The organism is Raineyella sp. W15-4 (genome assembly GCF_033170155.1).
GTDB lineage: Bacteria > Actinomycetota > Actinomycetes > Propionibacteriales > Propionibacteriaceae > Raineyella.
Genome location: NZ_CP137079.1, coordinates 1,815,429 through 1,831,813, shown reverse-complemented (window position 1 = coordinate 1,831,813; position 16,385 = coordinate 1,815,429). Strand labels below are relative to the sequence as shown.

Genomic DNA, 16,385 nt, shown 5'->3' with positions numbered 1-16,385 from the left:
CTTCACCGTCAGGACTCAGTCGACGGGCGAGACGCGGATCAGGTTGCCGTCCGGGTCGGCGACGACGAACGTACGACCGAACACCTCGTCGTGGGGTTCCTCGACGACGGCGACGCCCTTCGCCGCCCACCGGACGTGCAGCGCGTCGATCGCCGCCGCGGATCCCGGGATCATCAGGCCGACCTCGGAGGTGCGCGGCGTCGAGGGCGTGGCGTGTTCGCTGCGGCCGGTCCACAGCGCGAAGAGGACTCCGGGCGCGGCCTCGAAGGCGACGTACCGCGGGCTGGTGAAGACCGGCTGGATCTCGAAGAGATCGCTGTAGAAGCGGGTCGCCACTGCGGCGTCCCGGACGTAGACGAGGAAGAGATTGGGTGCTGACATCAGTTGCCTCCTGCTGGTGATCGATGGATACGCCACCAAGGAAATCGGCGAATCGCGTCAGAACCTGTCATGTTTTCCCGGATGATGTGACCATGAAGTCTGCCCGGCTGCTCTCGCTGTTGCTGCTCCTGCAGGCGCGGCAGCGGATGACGACGGTCGAGTTGGCCGACCGGCTCGAGGTGTCCCGCCGGACGATCCTGCGTGATGTGGAGGCGCTGTCCGCGGCGGGGGTGCCCGTCTACGCCGAACGCGGACGCCGTGGGGGGATTGTGCTGCTGCCGGGGGCCCGCCTCAACGTCTCACATCTCGACCCCGCGGAGATGGAGGCGGTGCTCACCGCGGGACTGGACGCCACCCAACGCGAGCAACTCGAGCTGGCCGCCGCCCACGAGACGGCCACCCGCAAGATCGCCGCCCGCCGGTCAGGCGGAGCTCACCCCGGCTCGGGCCTTGCCGACCTGATCGTGGTGGACAATGCGGGGTGGCTCGCGCCGGAGGGGCACGCGCCCCCGGTCGCGGAGCTGACCCTCGCGTTGCGGACCCGCCCCCGGCTCCGGCTGCGTTATCGCCGCAGTGGCGCGCAGCGTGCGGTCGCCAGGGTGGTGGATCCGTACGGTCTGGCCACCAAAGCGGGTCGGTGGTACCTCGTCGCCGACCAGGCGGGGGAACCCAGGCTGTTCGCCCTGGACCGCCTCGAGGGGTACGAGGTCCTGCCGGAGCCCGTCAGGACCCGACCGGGCTGCGACCTGCGGTCGGTGTGGGCCGAGCTGCGCCGGCGTACGGAGCGCCCTGGGTCGGTGGTGGTCACCGCCCGGCTGCGGGAGACCCGCCTCGACCTCGCCCGGCGGGTGCTCGGCAGCCGGATCCTGGACGTCGGTCCGGCCGCGGCCGGCTGGCACACCGTCCGCATCGGCTATCGGGAGCTGGAGTCGGTGCGACAGCTCCTGCAGTTCGGCGACCATCTCGAGGTGGTCGCACCGCCCGCGGCGCGGGCGCTGGTCCACGAGCTGGCCGCCGATCTCGTCGAGCGCCATCGTCCGGTGTCGCCGACCGGTCCGTCCACCGATGGTGGCGGGGCCGGGAGGAGCTGATCGGCCCGTCGGTCCGCGATCCGGCGTCAGAGATCCCGGCGGGCGTACAACCGCTGGGACAGCTCGGCGGAGGCGACCAGTAGCCCGGCGCTGACGGCGATCGTCAGCACGCCGGCCGGCACGGTACCCAAGTGCTGCAGCGCACTCAGCAGCAGGGGCCCGGCGTCGGGGACCAGCCCCGCCCCGAGGACGAGGAAGCCGCCGACGAAGGCGACGATCGGCACCACGAACACGTACGGTCGTGCCGCGGTGTAGCCGACCGCGAAGAAGAGCGGCAGCTGACAGGCGAAGACCAGGCAGAGGACGGCGACCGCGATCATCGTCATCCCGGCGACGATCGACAGCTCCAGCGGAACGCGCAGTGCGGCGGCCGCGATCGCCGTGGTGGCGAGGCCGAGCAGGGTCAAGACGGCTTCGAGGAGGGCAACGGTGAGATAGCGGCCCGCCACGACGGCGCGACGGGGGACACCGAGCACCGTGTAGAGCGTGTCCAGGTCGGAGCGTTCGTCGGCGGCGAAGAGGTACTGGGGTCCCACGATGACCGCACCGAGCATCAGCGGTGGAAGCACGGCGTAAGGGTTGCGCGACGGGAGCACGGTGAAGACGGTCATGATCACCAGGGTCAGGGCGAGTCCCCTGGCGTACGGCCGGAGGGCCCGCAGGTCGAGGCCGACGAAACGCAGGGCGGTGGACATCGTCAGCTCTCCCGGGGGTCATGGCGACCGAGGCCGACGACGACCTGGTCGAGGGTGGGTTGTTCCAGCACGACGCGGTGGTCGAAGGCGGCTGAGTCGGCGAGTCGGACCAGGCCGGTGAAGCCCTGGGGACTGCGCCGCAGCCCGTGCACCAGCGCCGCCGTCTCGGCAGTGAGTTCGTCGGCGCCACCGCGGATGACGGCGTACGTCTCGGTGAGTTCCTCGGCCGGCCCGGCGTACGTCACCCGGCCGGCGTCGATCAGCACCAGGTCGTCGGCGAACCCTTCGAGGTCGGCGGTGATGTGGGTGGAGAAGAGCAGGCTGCGCCCCTCCTCGATCAGATGCTCGCGCAACACGTCGATCAGGTCGGCGCGGGCCGCTGGATCCAGCCCGCTGGTCGGCTCGTCGAGGATCAGCAGGTCGGGGTGGTGGGCCAGGGCGAGGGCCACCATCAGTTTTCCGCTCTCGCCGCGGGACAGGTCCTTGACCTTCTCCTCGGGGCGCAGCCGGAAGCGGTGCCACAGGGCGGCCAGGTAGGCCTCGTCCCAGCGCTCGCGGAACCCCCGGACGGCAGCGGCGGCCTGGCGTACGGTCCAGTCCGGCACCAGGAAGGGGTGGTCGAACGCCACCCCGATCCGCCCGGGATCGGGGAGCCGCACCGTCCCCGCATCGGGGTGGACGAGGCCCAGCAGGCTCCGCAGCAGGGTGGTCTTCCCTGCCCCGTTGACCCCCACCAGGGCAGTGACGTAGCCACGGCGGATTGCCAGGTCGAGCGGGCCCAGGACGAACTCTCCCCGCCGTTTCCGCAGCCCCTTGATGTCGATCACGACGTCCGATGCGTTCATCGGTTCCACTCCTCCTCCAGGATCTGCACCAACTCCGGCAGGGCGACCAGACCCGAGCCGCGCGCGGTCGCCACCGCTCGGGCGAGATCGGCACGGGCCGCCTCGACCACCTGGCGACGGGCGGCCACCGGGTCGACCGTCGCCACGTACGACCCCTTCCCGGGCACGTTCACGATCAGCCCTGCCGCGGCGAGCTCGTTGTAGGCCCGGGTGGTGGTGATCAGGCTGACCCGCAGGTCCTTGGCCAGGCTGCGTAACGACGGCAACGGCTCGCCCGCGGTGAGCCGACCGGTGATGATCTGCTGGCGCAGCTGCTCCACGATCTGTTCGTACAACGGGACGCCGGTGGTCTCCGACAGCACGATCCGCACAGGCGTCCCTCCTCGTCGACCGGCCCACCGCGATAGACCTACTGTACATGTACAACATAGACAGTAACACGTGCGGCGCGCCCGGGTACAAGGGGCTCCCGCGGATCCTGGGTCCTGTCCAGAACGTCCCGGCCGGGCTAGGCTCGTCCAGAGGCGCCTTCGACGCCGACAGACGCCCTGACATCAAGGAGTGTTCCGATGGCGAATCCGAGTGTCAGCACCGCCACCACGCACTGGGAGGGCGGCCTCTTCGACGGCAACGGCCGTACGGAGCTGGCGACCTCCGGGCAGGCGACGTTCGACGTGACCTGGGCACGGCGGGCCGAGCCCGGACAGGGCACCACGAATCCCGAGGAACTCCTCGGCGCCGCGCTGGCGACCTGCTACAGCATGGCCCTCAGCAATGCGCTGGCCCAGGACGGCCACGCGCCCACCAGCATCGACACCCGCGCCGACGTCAGCTTCGTGCCGGGCACCGGGATCACCAGCATCACCGTCACCGTGCACGGCGTGGTCCCCGGTCTCAGTGACGCGGACTTCGCCGCCAAGGCCGACTGGGCGAAGGAGAACTGCCCGGTCTCCCAGGCACTGAAGGCGGTCCCCAAGGAGTTGCGCGTCGTCTGAGCCGAGCCCGTCCGCCGCGCCGCTGACGGTCCGTGCGGCTCAGTCCTCGTGTCGGGAGCGGGCCTTCGCCAGCAGTGCCGCCTGGTCGGCCTCGATGTGCCGGAAGCCACCCGTCTCCAGACCGAGGACCGTCACCAGCGGCCCGAGCATGACGACGACCAGGCACCAGCCCAACGAGACCCCGGCGTACGCCAGCACGACCGCGGCGCCGATCACCAGCGCGGTGACGACGAAGACCATGGTGTGGAAGAGGGCATGCCCGCCCTCGCCACCGCGGTGCATCAGGGCGTAGATCCCGTTGACCAGCGCGACGTACGTCAGGACGGGTACGGCCACCGCGCCGACCACCCCGGGCAGCGGTAGCGAGGACTCGCCGGCCACCCACAGCCCGGCGACATGCAGTCCCGCGCCGGTGGCCGCGACCGTCAGGAACAGCGGCAGGTGCAGGTAGCCGAAGAGGAAGGAGCGTTCCCGGTAATGGTGCAGGATCTGCGCGGTGTCGACGGCGAAGTACACCCACCACAGTCCGAAGGTGAGCCCGATGCCCGCCACCACGACCAGCACCGCCTCGATGGTCCAGTGCTCCCGGTCGATCAGGGCCGACAGTGCCGCGACAGTGCCGATCACCCCCTCACCGAGGGTGATGATCAGCAGCAGCCCGTACCGCTCGACGATGTGGTGGGCATGCCACGGCGTGGCGGCCCGACGTTCGGCGAGGAACGGCCCGGACACTTCGATGACCACCAGCCCGACCGTGCACCACAGCGTCTGGGTGACAGTCAACGGCAGCACCGCGACGACGATCCAGCAGGCCTGGGCGACGAGGATCGACCCGATGTAGAGCGCGATCGCCGGGCGGCGCAGCACGTCCACCGCCCAGGCTCGTCCCCAGCCCGCCAGCAGCGGCAGTCGCATCACGACATAGCCCAGGATGATCGTCCGGTTGTCGAAATGCGGCGACTCCAACGACTCGTACATCGGCGGGATGCCCAGCGCCAGCACCACCACACCGACCATGATCGCCATCGACATCAGCCGGAACGCCCAGTCGTCGTTGGCATAGGCGGAGGCGAACCAGGAGTAGTTGATCCACGCCCAGACGATCGCGAAACCGGCGATCGCGAAACCGAGCAGCGCGGTGGCGACATGGCCCTCGGCCAGGAAATGGGCGAACTGGGTGCCGCTCAGCCCGAACGCGACCGCGAAGGTCAGGTCGAACAGCAGTTCCAGCGGCGACGCGACCCGGTGCTGCTCTTCCGTGTCGCGGGGGAGCAGGGGGGACAGGCGGTGCCGGCCGAGGGATCCCGGCGCAGGCGTCGACTCCGGGGCGGGACCTGACTCCGGTACGGGTGTCATGGGAACAGTGTTCCGCAGACCGGCGCAGCGGCCCACCTCGGTGCCACCGACGCCGTCGTCCCCGACGGCCGCCGTGCCGCCCGACCCACCTCCGTTCCCGCCCCCGGTCACCGCACTACCCTGGTCTCCGGACCACGTCGTACGACCTCGGAGGACCCCATGAGTGCACAGACCGCGCCGGACCTGATGCCCGCGGCCTTCGTCGGCCACGGCACGCCGATGAACGCGCTGGAACTCAACCGCTACAGCGGGGCCTGGCGGGCCTTCGGCCGCGCGGTGCCTCGGCCACGGGCGATCCTGGTCATCTCGGCGCACTGGTACATCCAGGCGACCGCGGTGACGGCGATGCCGAAACCACGGACGATCCACGACTTCTACGGGTTCCCCCGCCGGCTGTTCGAGGTCGAGTACCCCGCCCCGGGTCTGCCCGAACTGGCGACCGAGGTCGCCGACGCGGTGCACCCGATGTGGGTCGGTGCCGACAGCGACTCGTGGGGGATCGACCACGGCGCCTGGTCGGTCCTGGTGCACGCCTTCCCGGACGCCGACATCCCGGTGGTGCAGCTGAGCGTGAACGCGGGCAAGCCGCTCGACTACCACCTGGCGCTGGGCGCCCGGCTCGCCTCCTTGCGGGAGCACGGGGTGCTGGTGCTGGCCAGTGGCAATGTGGTGCACAACCTGAGGGCGATCGACTGGCAGCAGCCGGACCATGGGTTCGACTGGGCGCGGCGGTTCAACGAGGACGCCAAGGCAGCCGTCCTCGAGGACCCGAGCGGTCTGGCCCGGCTGGCCGACCACCGAGATTTCGCCGCCTCGGTGCCGACCCCGGACCACTTCCTGCCGCTGCTGTACCTGGGTGGTCTGGCCGGAGTCGCCGGCGCCGGACCGGAGGTGCTGGTCGACGGCTACGCGTACGGCTCGCTGTCGATGACGGCCTACACCCTCGATCTGCACTGCGAGGTCGACCAGCAGCTCACCGGCGACCAGACCCTCGCCGACGAGGCGCCGGCGGACTCCGCCAACATCTGAGCCCCACCGTCGCTGCACCCCATCTGCGTTCCGCCCGGTCGATCGCCTGTCACGTGCAGCCGGCCGGAGGATGATGAGGCCATGTCCCTCGCCGTGTGTCTGCTCTTCGACCGGGAGGGCGACCGCGTCATCCGTGAGATCTGGACCCGGCTCGAAGGCGAGGGAGTGTCCACCCTGCTCACCCACACCCACGGGCACCATCTGCCGCACCTGTCGTACGCGGTGGCGGTGCGCTGGGAGCTGGCGAGGGTACGCGGGTGGATCGGCGCGCTGCCCGACGCCGGAGGGTTCCCGGTGGAGTTCCACGGCATGCTCGCCTTCTCCCGCGGCAGGGCGGCGCTGGCCGCCTCGGTGACGGCCGACGTCGCGCGGCGCCAGGAGACGGTCGCCGCTGCGGTGACCGGAACGGGGGCCGACCTCCACCGGCACTACGCCCGCGGGGCGTGGGTGCCGCACGTGTCGCTGGCCACCCGGGCCAAGGAGGCCCAGCTGCCGCTGGTGGCTCGGGCGGTGTCCGACGCGTTGCCGCTGACGGTCCGGGTCGTCGGTGCCGCCCTGATCGACAGCGGGACGGGGGAGCGCTGGCCATTGGACACGATCCCCTGAGGCATGTCGCCGCGACCGCGCCGGGCGGGCCCCGACCGCTCGTCCGCCGGCCGGCGTCGCCGGCTTACCCGCCGGAACCGGAGCCGCCGCCCGCAGCAGGACCGGAGTTACCACCTGCGGCACCGGAGCCGCCGCCGGCGGAGGCGGACCCACCGCCCTGGGCACCGGACCCACCGCCCAGGGCCCGGCGGGCGTTGTTGAGGTTCGTGTCCGGCAGCGGCGCGGTGAGATCGGCGAGGACGATCACGTCCGAGGCGCTGATCCCGCTGAGGATCTGCACCCGGCCCTGTCCTCGGGCGCCCACCGAGACGTCGACCGTACGCGTGGCGCCGTCGGCCAACGTCGTGACCGTGGTCGCCCCGGTGGAGCTGGTGGTGAGCGCCGAGGAGGGGATGACGAGGGCGCTGTTCAGCGAGGTGGTCACGATCGACGCGGTCGACGGGGCTCCCTCGGGCAGCCCGCCGGCGCCGCTCGGCACACTGACCACCACCGGGTAGCTGGGCGCGTCGGTGCCGGCGCCGCTGGAGGGCAGCGCGCCGACCGCGGTGAGAGAGCCGTCCAGTGCGGTGGAAGAGCCGACCGTACGTACCTGCACGTGGTCACCGACCGTGACCTGCTGCAGGTCGGCCAGTGAGGCGGTGGCGTCCACCTGGGCGGCGCCGGGGCCGATGATGACGATGCCCTTCGTCGGCGTCGCCCGGTTGCCGACCGAGAGGTCGACGGCACCGACGACGCCACTGATCGGTGCCGTGAGGCTGGCGGCATCGAGATTGTTCTGCGCCTGGGTCTGCTGTTGCTGGGCGACGGCCAGGGTGCCCTGGTCGGCGAGCAGCTTCGCCTGGGGCGAGGTCGCGCCGGTGCCCCCCTGACCCGACTGGGCGGACTGGCCGGCGGTGGCACCGGACCGGGCCGCGGTGGACGGGACGGTCGTCGAGCCGGTGGTCCGGGTGGCGGCCGACTGTTGACTCTGGGCCTGGCTCTGGGCCTGCTGGGTGAGCGCCGTGGCACCGGCATCCAGGGTGAGGGCCGCCTTGTGCTGTGCCTCGCTGAGGGCGCTGAGAGCGGTCATGCAGGTCTCGAGCGCCTTCGGATCGATGCTCGAAGACGTCGGAGCGGGCGACGCAGACAGGGAGGGTGACACCGAGCCAGCACCGGTGGGCGTGGATGCGTGCGCGGAGGAGGGCTGGCCGGCGGCGGGAGCCGACGACGACGGCGGGGTGGTGCCTGCCGACTCGTCCGGGCTCGGGGACGGCGTGGTCCGAGCGGCCACCGGTGCGGCCGAGGGCCCCGGATCCGCTGTGCCCTGCCCCAGACCCGACAGGAATTCGGTGCAGGAGCTGTTGACCGCCTGCTGCGCCTCATCGACCGCGGCCAGGGCCTTGGTGACCTCCGCCTGGGAGGCCGCTACCTTGCTCGCCGCGCCACTGCTCGCGCCGGTGGAGCCGCCCGCTCCGGAGGTGGATCCACCGGTCGAGGTGGCACCCGTACGTGATGCGGTAGCCCCGGCCCCGGAGGTCCCGGTCGCCGCGGACCCCGATGCGGCGCTGCCCTGGCCGGTGCTGCCGGCCTGTGCGGTGGCCGAGGGGGTCGCGGTGTCGATCGCGGTGCGGTCCTGCTCGATCGCGAGTTGGGCGGCGGCCACCTGGGACTGGGCCTCGAGCAGGGCGGCGCGCAGCGGGGTGGTGTCCATGGTGGCGAGGGTGTCGCCGGCCGTCACCTGTTGGCCGGCGTGCACCGACACCGAGGTCACCACGCCCGAGGCGGGGAACGCGGCGGTGACCGAGTCGACGTGCGTGAGGGAGCCGCTGAGGCTCACCGTGGCGGTGAGGTCACCGCGGGTGGCGGTGGTCGTCCGGTAGCGATCCGACGCCGAGCTGCCGGAGGAGTTGATCGCGTACGCGGTGGCCGCGACCCCCACCACCGCGACGGCGACCACCCCGGCGATCACCATCCGGCGTCGGTTCATCGTGTTTCCTCCTCGACGATTGCGTGCGCTCATGCCGTACGTCCCCTCACTCGGTCCGCAGGGCGTCGATGGGCGCGAGCCGCGCGGCCCGCGCGGCCGGATACACCCCGGCCACCACACCGATCAGCAACGACACCCCCAGGGCCACCAGGGTGGCCGGCCAGGACGGCGTGACCTGGAACTTCACCACCTGGGACAGGGCTGCGGCCCCGCCCAGCCCCAGCAGCACGCCGGCGAGTCCGCCGAGCAGGCCGAGCAGGCTCGCCTCGGCGAGGAACTGCCGCAGGATCGCCGCCGGGGTGGCGCCCAGGGCCTTGCGCAGGCCGATCTCCCGGGTCCGTTCGGTCACCGACACGAGCATGATGTTCATCACCCCGATGCCGCCCACCAACAGCGAGATCGCCGCCACGCTGCCGAGCAGGGCGGTCAACGTCGCGGTGGTGGTGGCCACCGTGTTGACCAGCGTCTGCTGGGAGGCGACCGCGAAGTCCGCGGTGTCCGGCGTGGTCCTGTGCGCGGTGTTGAGGGCGGCGTCGGTCTCCTGGTACGCCGCCGACAGCGCCTCCTGGCTGGCCGCCGAGATGTAGACGGTCGACACGCTGAGCCCGGTGGTGCCCTGGATCCGCTGGGTGAACGTGGCGATCGGGACGATCACCTGGTCGTCCTGGTCGCCGGTGATGGAGCTACCGGCGGTGTTCAGCACGCCGACCACCGTGAGGGTGGCGCCGTGCACCTGGATGGTCTGCCCGACGGGGGAGCGGGTGCCGAAGAGATTCGTCGCGGTGGTCGACCCGATCACCGCGACCGGGGCCTGGGCGGCGTTCTCGTCGGTGGTGAAGAAGCGTCCCTCGGTGACGGTCCGGGCCCGGACGGTGGTCCAGTCGGGCGTGGTGCCGACCACCGTGCTGGTCCAGTTGGTGTCGCCGGCGACGACCGAGGTCGAGGTCTGGACCACCGGCGCCACCGCCTGCACATCGGGGGCCACCGCCCGGTCGGCCAGCATGGTGGCGTCGTCCAGGGTCAGGGTGGTGGCACTGCCGGCGCCGCCACGGACGCCGGTCAGGCTGGTGCTGCTGCCGGGGGTGACGATCAACAGGTTGGAGCCCAATGCGTTGATCTGGCCGGTGATCGCCGCCTGGGCACCCTGGCCCAGGCCCACTGTCAGCATCACCGCGGCGATGCCGATCAGGATGCCGAGCATCGTCAGTGCCGACCGCAGCTTGCGGCCGAGGATCGCGGTGATCGCCGTCCGCAGCGTCTCGCGGAACTCCATCATGCGAGGCTTCCCGTCTCCAGCGGGCTGAGCAGCCCGTCCCGGATGGAGTACTGGTGCACCGACCGCAACGCCACATCGTGCTCGTGGGTGATCAGGATGATGGTGCGGCCCCGGGCGTGCAGTCCGGACAGCAGGTCCAGCACGTCCTCGGTGGACGCCGAGTCGAGGTTGCCGGTGGGTTCGTCGGCGAGCAGGATGTCCGGATTGTTCACCAGCGCCCGGGCGATCGACACGCGCTGCTGCTGGCCGCCCGACAGCTCACCGGGGCGGTGCGCCATCCGGTCGGCCAGCCCGACGGCCTCGAGTACCTCCCGGGCCCGGGCGTTCCGCTCGGCCCGGCCGACCCCGGCGTAGACCAGCGGCAGCTCGACATTGTGCAGGGCGGTCATGCTCGGCAGCAGGTTGAACTGCTGGAAGACGAACCCGATGGATCGGTTGCGCACCTCCGCCAGCTGTTTCTCCGACAGCGTGCTGACGTCCCGCCCGGCCAGCAGGTAGCGGCCGGAGGTGGCGATGTCGAGGCAGCCGAGGATGTGCATCAGCGTCGACTTGCCGCTCCCCGAGGGGCCCATGATCGCGACGTAGTCGCCCTCCTCGACATCAAGGTCGATGCCGCGCAGGGCTTCCAGCGAGATGGATCCGTTGGAGTAGGTCTTGTGGATGTCACGCAGCGACAGGATCGGGGCCATCACCGACCGCCCCGGCTGAACATTCCGCCGCTGGCCGATCCGCGCTGGCCGGTGGCTCCGGGCGAGGCGCTGGCGGTGCCGCGTACGCCGCCGACCCCGGGGACGACGATCGTGTCACCGGCGGTCAGTCCGTCGGTCACCACGGTGCGCTGTCCGATCACCGCGCCGAGGGTCACCGCCCGCTCCGTGGTGGCGCCGTTCGACACCACCCGGACCGCAGGGTGGCCGTTCGCCTGGACGATCGCTGTGGTCGGCACGGCGAGGACGTTGTCGAGCTGCTCCACCGCGATCGACACCGTGGTGGTGCTGCCGATGAACAACTGGGCGCCCTTGAGATCGGTCACGTCGACGACCACCGGGAAGGTGGCCGAGGAGGTGCCGCTGGTGGACGACGAACTGGCGGTGGCGACCTGGCTGACGCTGCTGACCGAGCCGGTCAGCGACGTACGCCCATCGGGTGCGGTGACGGTGACCGCCTGACCGGGCTTCACCGAGGGGAGGTCCGCGGCGCCTACCGAGGCGTCGACCTGCCAGGAGGAGGTGTCGACCACCACCACGTCACCGGACGTGCTGGACGAGGAACTGCCGGCCGCGGCGGCCGCCGCGCCGGACCCCGACCCCGACGATCCGGACCCTGCGGAGCCCGCAGCGGAGGACGACCCGCTCGATCCGGAACCACCGCCGGTCCCGGAGGCGACGCCGCCCTTGCTGATGTTCACCACCGCGACGGTCCCGGCGATCGGCGCGGTGAGAGTGGCACCGTCGTAGTTCGCCTGCGCCTGGGTGAGCTTGGCCCGGTCGGAGGCGAGCGTGGCCTGGGCGGCGGTCCGCTGCGCGGTCGTCGCCGACGAGGTGAGAGCGTCGACCTGGGCCTGGGCTGAGTCCACGGAGGCCTGGGCGCTCTGCAGCGCCGCGCCGAGTGCCGCCGAGTCCTCGGTGGCCAACACCTGGCCCTTGGACACCTTGTCGCCCACGGCCACCCTGACGTCGGTGATGGTGCCGGAGGCAGGGAAGCTCACCGACAGCTGCTGCACCGGTTCGAAGGTCCCGGAGGCGGTCACCGATCGGGTCAGCGAGGACGGCTGCACCGTGTAGGTCGACGAGGCGACCGTCGGCGCCGCCCGACGTGGGCGCAGCGCGAGGGCGATCGTCGTCACGACGACGGCCACGACGACCACGACGGACACCACGATGATGATCGTGCGACGCCGTCGCCGGTCCGGGGCACGGCCCGTGGTCGACGATGTCGCGGCCGATCCCTCGGCTGAAGTCTCACCCATGTGTTCCTACGACCTTCCGTCAGGTCCCTCCGTGGCGCACGGATCGTGCTCCGCCTCCATATGCGCAGTCTTGCGCGAAGCTGTGGATCAGCTGGGAGACCTGACGGCCTGATCCGGCGCTGTCCGGGTCGACCCTAGTCCTGCCCCGGCTCCGACCGGAACCGGTGACGACGCCGCTCGGGGATGACCGGGGGATCCTCCCGAGGGGACCCGGCCGGCCGGCGGAGGAGACGGGACGACGACCGCTCAGAGGCGCAGCGACCAGCCACGCCGATCGAACACCGCAGCCACCGTCAGCAGCACCGCGACCATCACCGCCGCCTGTACCAGGGTCAGCCACACCGGCGCCCCGGCATACCAGCCGTCCACCCCGGGCAGGGTGAGGAAGGCCATGGTGATCAGGTGGGCGAAGTAGAGCGGCAACGGATGACGCCCCGGGCTCTGCAGCCAGTGCCAACGGTGCGGGTGGCCGTCGAGGATCGCAGCGACGATCGCGAAGAGCAGCAGGCACAGCCCGAGGGCGAGCAGTTCGTACGTGAGCGACGCCCGGTTCTTCGAGACCGGGATCCAGGGGGAGAGGCCCCAGGCCAGCAGCGCCGACCCCAAGCCGACCGTCGCCAGCAGCACCGTACGTCGCACCGCCCCCCGCGTCCGGTGCCACTGCTCGGCGACCGCGCTCGCGATCATCAAGAAACCACCCCACGACAGGGTGCCGAGGATGCTGTCGAAGGAGATCTGCAGCACCGCCTGCAGGAAGAAGCGATCGAGCAGCACCTGGTAGACGAGGAGACAGCCCACCCCGCTCGCCAACCGCGCCCAGGCGGGCAGCAGCACCACCGGGAGCAGCAGCAGGGTCGCGGCGCCGATCGCCTGCAGCACGCCCCAGGACAGTGCGGTCGGGCCCGCGGCCACGGTCAGCGCCTGACCGCCGCTGATCACCGCGCCCAACCCGAGCAGCATCAGCCCGCGCCGGGCCATCCGGCCGCGGATCGGCCGCTTGTCCGGGGCGGCCCGCCACCCCTCGACGCGTAGCCCGACGACGAGGGCGATCGAGAGCATGAACATCGGGGCGACGACGTCGGCGATGGTGAAGCCGATGTCGGTGGCGTGCTTCAGCGCCGCCGGCACCCAGCGGACCCCCAGCCCGAGGTTGCCCACCGCCATCACCAGCACCGCGATGCCTCGGTAGGCGTCGATGGCGGCGTTCCGCGGCGCCGGCGAGACGGCGGTGGGGGTGACGCGTGCGTGGACCTGACCCGCACGATCGTGCATGTCGTCCTCCGGATCATCGGAAACAGGGCCTGGTTCCGACATCGTCGACGGGTCCGGCCGCCGGGCGGTGGGGCCGGCGCCGATCGGGCGATGCCGGTCAGTGGTGACGCAGCGCGTCGATCAGTTCCGTTGTCGTCATCCTGGACCGGGAACGGTTCACCGTCAGTTTATCCGCGCGCAGCGGAAGGAGGGCTCGCGGGTGGCAACCGGATCCGGCCCCCTGGGGTCAGAGCTGGCAGTTGTTGCACACGCGGGGTACCTTCGGGTGCAACACGGGTCGAGGGCCGAGGTCAGGGAGGTGGAACAGTGGGATATCCGGATGACGCGCCCGAGGTGCGCGCCCAGGGCTGGCGGTTGGTCGCCGAGCTGCACGCGCGGGTCGAGCGGGCCGCCGATCAAGCCCTGCGGGAGGAGGCCGGACTGTCGGTGGTCGAGTACACCCTGCTGGACGTGCTCTGTCGCCAGCACGGCCGTCACCACCTGCGGATGAGCCAGGTGGCCCGGGCGACCGCGCTGTCGGAGAGCGCCACCACCCGCCTCGTCGACCGTCTCGAGCACCGCGGCCTGCTTGCCCGCTACCTGTGCGCGGACGACCGCCGCGGTATCTACGCCGAGCTCACCGACCAGGGCCGGGCCGCCCTCGACGGTGCCCGCGGCGCGTACGGATCCGCCCTGACATCCGCGCTGGCCGAGGCTGCCGACGTCGCGGAGCTGGCGCCCGTGGTCGCTGCCCTGCGGCCGACCCTGGTCGGCTCCGAGGAGGATCGGATCCGCCCGGAAGCCCGGTGAATCCCCAGCGGGCGGGGACGATCAGGGGAGGTCGGCCAGCGGGATCTCCTGGTCGACCAGTCGCTCCCGGTCCACCCGCCGGCCGACGATCCCGCGCAGGGTGTCGTTGACGTCCCAGATGTTGACGTTCATCGCTGCGGTGACGACCCCGTCACGCTGCCAGAACACGATGAACTCACCCGATTCCAGCGCGCCGCGCACCACCGGCTCGTCGCTGGCGAGGTTGTTGCCGACGTACTCCATCCCGAGGTCGAACTGGTCGGTGTAGAAGTACGGCTGCCAGTCGTACGTGCCTGCCAGGTCGAGGATCGTCCGGGCCGCCAGTGCGCCCTGGCGCAGGGCGTTGTCCCAGTGCTCGCGCCGCAGTCGCTGGCCGAGGAGGGTGTTGTGGGCGTTGGCGATGTCGCCGACGGCCAGGATCGCCGGATCGCTGGTGACCAGCCGCTCGTCGGTCAGCACCCCGTTGTCCACCGCCAGACCGGCCTGCTCGGCAAGGGCGACCCGGGGGACGGCGCCGACGGCGATCAGCACCGCATCGGCGGCGATGTCGCCGTGGTCGGTCACGATGCCCCCGGCGCGACCGTCACGTTCCAGGACGCCCCGGGCGCCGACCCCCATCCTCAGGTCGATGCCGTTGCGGACGTGCAGGTCGGCGAAGTACGCGCCGATCCGGGGCCCCAGGATGTTGTCCAGCGGTTGCACGTTGGGGGCGACCACCGTCACGGTCATCCCGGCCTGCCGGGCCGAGGCGGCCACCTCGAGACCGATCCAGCCGGCGCCCACCACGGCCAGCTGGCCGCCGGCCGCGAAGAGGTCCTTCAGCGCATCGGATTCACCCAGCTCACGCAGCGCCATCACCCCGGGCAGGTCCGCGCCGGGGAACGGGATCCGGCGGGAGTCCGCGCCGGTGGCCAGGACCAGCCGGTGATAGGGGAGCGTCTCCCCGGTGGTCAGCCGGACCGTCCGGGCGGCCCGGTCGATCGACTCGACGACCGTGCCGAGCCGCAGGTCGACCTCGTGATCGACGTACCAGGTCTCGTCGTGCAGCCGGATGGCGGTCCGGTCCATCCGACCCTGCAGGTACTCCTTCGACAGCTTGGTCCGGTCGTACGGGAGCTCGGACTCCTGGCCCAGCAGCGTGATCGGACCGGCGAACCCCTCGGCCCGCAGCCCCTGGACGACGTGGGCCCCGGCCAGCCCGGCCCCGACAACGACGATCGCCTGCTCCGACATGTCCACTCCGTCCGGATCGGACCCGGGACCGTTCCCCGGCCGTTGACTCATGGTAGGACGAGTGGACCGGGCCCGACAGGTCGTCGCCGCGGGCCACCGGGCCCCCGCCGGCGGGGGCTGACTAGGATCGTGGGCGTGTCCAACCCCACGGCAGCCATCCTGGTGATCGGCGACGAGATCCTGTCCGGACGTACCCGCGACGAGAACATGTACCACCTCGCCGGCGTACTCAGCGCGCACGGGATCGACCTGCGGGAGGTACGGATCGTCCCCGACGACCATGACGCCATCGTCGGGGCAGTGGACGCGCTGCGCGGGGCGTACGCCCACGTGTTCACCTCCGGTGGCATCGGGCCCACCCACGACGACATCACCGCCGACGCCATCGCGGCGGCGTTCGGCGTCCCGATCGTCATCGATCCCGAGGCCGAGCGCCGGATCCAGGGCTTCTGCGCGGCGCGCGGGATGACGTACACGGTGGAGGAGCAGCGGATGGCCCGGGTGCCGGCCGGCGCCAGCCTGATCGACAACGGCCTGTCCGGCGCCCCCGGCTTCACCGTCGGCAACGTGCACGTGATGGCCGGCGTGCCGATCATCTTCCGCGGCATGGTCGAGGCGGTGCTGCCCGGCCTGGCCCACGGGCGCCCACTCACCGTCCGCGACTACCGGGTGCAGCGTCCGGAGAGCTCCATCGCCGGTGAGCTGCGCACCCTGGCGGAGACGTACGCCGACCTGGCCATCGGGTCCTACCCGTCCATGCTCGAGGGCCGCTCCGGCACCACGATCGTCGTCCGCGGCGATGACGCCGGCCGCGTCGCCGCGGCGATCTCCGCGCTGCACAGCACCTTCCCGCTGTAGTCCCTCCTCTTCCCGATGTGTTCC

General features: G+C 71.5%; 17 protein-coding genes. 6 read left to right on the top strand and 11 right to left on the bottom strand.

The features are described 5' to 3' along the window. Window positions 1-15: 15 nt before the first annotated feature. Entirely contained in the window at window positions 16-381 is a 366-nt protein-coding gene (locus R0145_RS08550; protein WP_317839956.1) for a VOC family protein, read from the bottom strand. Between the two features lie 92 nt (window positions 382-473). Between R0145_RS08550 and R0145_RS08545 the strand changes: the two genes are divergently transcribed. Further along, window positions 474-1,472, top strand: a complete 999-nt coding sequence (locus R0145_RS08545; RefSeq protein WP_317839955.1) for a helix-turn-helix transcriptional regulator — start codon at window positions 474-476, stop codon at window positions 1,470-1,472. A gap of 26 nt (window positions 1,473-1,498) precedes the next feature. Here the strand turns inward: R0145_RS08545 and R0145_RS08540 are convergent, their stop codons facing one another. The 3 genes from R0145_RS08540 to R0145_RS08530 are packed head-to-tail and all read right to left on the bottom strand — an operon-like array spanning window position 1,499 to window position 3,383. After that, window positions 1,499-2,167, bottom strand: a complete 669-nt coding sequence (locus R0145_RS08540) for an ABC-2 transporter permease (RefSeq protein ID WP_317839953.1) — start codon at window positions 2,165-2,167, stop codon at window positions 1,499-1,501. A gap of 2 nt (window positions 2,168-2,169) precedes the next feature. Then, window positions 2,170-3,012, bottom strand: coding sequence for an ABC transporter ATP-binding protein (locus R0145_RS08535; RefSeq protein ID WP_317839952.1), 843 nt, complete (start codon window positions 3,010-3,012; stop codon window positions 2,170-2,172). After that, window positions 3,009-3,383 (bottom strand): GntR family transcriptional regulator, encoded by a 375-nt coding sequence (locus R0145_RS08530; protein ID WP_317839951.1) that lies wholly within the window; start codon window positions 3,381-3,383, stop codon window positions 3,009-3,011. The genes R0145_RS08535 and R0145_RS08530 overlap by 4 nt, the downstream gene beginning before the upstream one ends. A 198-nt stretch (window positions 3,384-3,581) precedes the next feature. Here R0145_RS08530 and R0145_RS08525 point away from each other — a divergent pair, with 198 nt between their 5' ends. Then, the gene (locus tag R0145_RS08525) at window positions 3,582-4,007 is read left to right on the top strand and encodes an OsmC family peroxiredoxin (RefSeq protein ID WP_317839950.1); all 426 of its coding nucleotides are present in this window, start codon (window positions 3,582-3,584) and stop codon (window positions 4,005-4,007) included. Between the two features lie 39 nt (window positions 4,008-4,046). Here the strand turns inward: R0145_RS08525 and R0145_RS08520 are convergent, their stop codons facing one another. After that, entirely contained in the window at window positions 4,047-5,363 is a 1,317-nt protein-coding gene (locus R0145_RS08520; protein WP_317839949.1) for a low temperature requirement protein A, read from the bottom strand. A gap of 159 nt (window positions 5,364-5,522) precedes the next feature. Here R0145_RS08520 and ygiD point away from each other — a divergent pair, with 159 nt between their 5' ends. Both ygiD and R0145_RS08510 read left to right on the top strand, forming a co-directional pair. Continuing rightward, window positions 5,523-6,392 (top strand): 4,5-DOPA dioxygenase extradiol, encoded by an 870-nt coding sequence (ygiD, locus tag R0145_RS08515; RefSeq protein ID WP_317839947.1) that lies wholly within the window; start codon window positions 5,523-5,525, stop codon window positions 6,390-6,392. A gap of 81 nt (window positions 6,393-6,473) precedes the next feature. Continuing rightward, window positions 6,474-6,998 carry a 2'-5' RNA ligase family protein gene (locus R0145_RS08510; protein ID WP_317839946.1) on the top strand — a complete coding sequence of 175 codons (525 nt, stop codon included), beginning with the start codon at window positions 6,474-6,476 and terminating at the stop codon, window positions 6,996-6,998. Between the two features lie 64 nt (window positions 6,999-7,062). On the opposite strand, the gene R0145_RS08505 is transcribed toward R0145_RS08510, so the two are convergent. The 5 genes from R0145_RS08505 to R0145_RS08485 form a co-directional block, all read right to left on the bottom strand. After that, a complete protein-coding gene (locus R0145_RS08505) occupies window positions 7,063-8,964 on the bottom strand; it encodes an HlyD family efflux transporter periplasmic adaptor subunit (protein WP_317839945.1) in 1,902 nt (633 codons plus the stop codon). Between the two features lie 46 nt (window positions 8,965-9,010). Further along, window positions 9,011-10,240, bottom strand: a complete 1,230-nt coding sequence (locus R0145_RS08500) for an ABC transporter permease (protein WP_317839944.1) — start codon at window positions 10,238-10,240, stop codon at window positions 9,011-9,013. Further along, window positions 10,237-10,929, bottom strand: coding sequence for an ABC transporter ATP-binding protein (locus R0145_RS08495; RefSeq protein WP_317839942.1), 693 nt, complete (start codon window positions 10,927-10,929; stop codon window positions 10,237-10,239). Before R0145_RS08495 ends, R0145_RS08500 begins: the two co-directional genes overlap by 4 nt. Continuing rightward, on the bottom strand, window positions 10,929-12,209 hold the full coding sequence (locus R0145_RS08490) for an efflux RND transporter periplasmic adaptor subunit (protein WP_317839940.1): 1,281 nt from the start codon (window positions 12,207-12,209) through the stop codon (window positions 10,929-10,931). The genes R0145_RS08495 and R0145_RS08490 overlap by 1 nt, the downstream gene beginning before the upstream one ends. A gap of 246 nt (window positions 12,210-12,455) precedes the next feature. Then, window positions 12,456-13,481: a heparan-alpha-glucosaminide N-acetyltransferase domain-containing protein gene (locus tag R0145_RS08485; protein WP_317839939.1), complete on the bottom strand. Its 1,026-nt coding sequence runs from the start codon at window positions 13,479-13,481 to the stop codon at window positions 12,456-12,458. A gap of 306 nt (window positions 13,482-13,787) precedes the next feature. Here R0145_RS08485 and R0145_RS08480 point away from each other — a divergent pair, with 306 nt between their 5' ends. Further along, window positions 13,788-14,270, top strand: coding sequence for a MarR family winged helix-turn-helix transcriptional regulator (locus tag R0145_RS08480; protein ID WP_317839937.1), 483 nt, complete (start codon window positions 13,788-13,790; stop codon window positions 14,268-14,270). Window positions 14,271-14,291: 21 nt separating this feature from the next. Here the strand turns inward: R0145_RS08480 and R0145_RS08475 are convergent, their stop codons facing one another. Next, window positions 14,292-15,503, bottom strand: a complete 1,212-nt coding sequence (locus R0145_RS08475; protein ID WP_317839936.1) for an NAD(P)/FAD-dependent oxidoreductase — start codon at window positions 15,501-15,503, stop codon at window positions 14,292-14,294. A gap of 135 nt (window positions 15,504-15,638) precedes the next feature. Here R0145_RS08475 and R0145_RS08470 point away from each other — a divergent pair, with 135 nt between their 5' ends. Beyond that, window positions 15,639-16,361: a competence/damage-inducible protein A gene (locus tag R0145_RS08470; RefSeq protein ID WP_317839935.1), complete on the top strand. Its 723-nt coding sequence runs from the start codon at window positions 15,639-15,641 to the stop codon at window positions 16,359-16,361. The last annotated feature ends 24 nt before the right edge of the window (window positions 16,362-16,385 follow it).

Coding starts and splice junctions, on each gene's coding strand:
- R0145_RS08550 (WP_317839956.1), bottom strand. CDS start 381: ATGTCAGCACCCAATCTCTTCCTCGTCTACGTCCGGGACGCCGCAGTG.
- R0145_RS08545 (WP_317839955.1), top strand. CDS start 474: ATGAAGTCTGCCCGGCTGCTCTCGCTGTTGCTGCTCCTGCAGGCGCGG.
- R0145_RS08540 (WP_317839953.1), bottom strand. CDS start 2,167: ATGTCCACCGCCCTGCGTTTCGTCGGCCTCGACCTGCGGGCCCTCCGG.
- R0145_RS08535 (WP_317839952.1), bottom strand. CDS start 3,012: ATGAACGCATCGGACGTCGTGATCGACATCAAGGGGCTGCGGAAACGG.
- R0145_RS08525 (WP_317839950.1), top strand. CDS start 3,582: ATGGCGAATCCGAGTGTCAGCACCGCCACCACGCACTGGGAGGGCGGC.
- R0145_RS08520 (WP_317839949.1), bottom strand. CDS start 5,363: ATGACACCCGTACCGGAGTCAGGTCCCGCCCCGGAGTCGACGCCTGCG.
- ygiD (WP_317839947.1), top strand. CDS start 5,523: ATGAGTGCACAGACCGCGCCGGACCTGATGCCCGCGGCCTTCGTCGGC.
- R0145_RS08510 (WP_317839946.1), top strand. CDS start 6,474: ATGTCCCTCGCCGTGTGTCTGCTCTTCGACCGGGAGGGCGACCGCGTC.
- R0145_RS08505 (WP_317839945.1), bottom strand. CDS start 8,964: ATGAACCGACGCCGGATGGTGATCGCCGGGGTGGTCGCCGTCGCGGTG.
- R0145_RS08500 (WP_317839944.1), bottom strand. CDS start 10,240: ATGATGGAGTTCCGCGAGACGCTGCGGACGGCGATCACCGCGATCCTC.
- R0145_RS08495 (WP_317839942.1), bottom strand. CDS start 10,929: ATGGCCCCGATCCTGTCGCTGCGTGACATCCACAAGACCTACTCCAAC.
- R0145_RS08490 (WP_317839940.1), bottom strand. CDS start 12,209: ATGGGTGAGACTTCAGCCGAGGGATCGGCCGCGACATCGTCGACCACG.
- R0145_RS08485 (WP_317839939.1), bottom strand. CDS start 13,481: ATGCACGATCGTGCGGGTCAGGTCCACGCACGCGTCACCCCCACCGCC.
- R0145_RS08475 (WP_317839936.1), bottom strand. CDS start 15,503: ATGTCGGAGCAGGCGATCGTCGTTGTCGGGGCCGGGCTGGCCGGGGCC.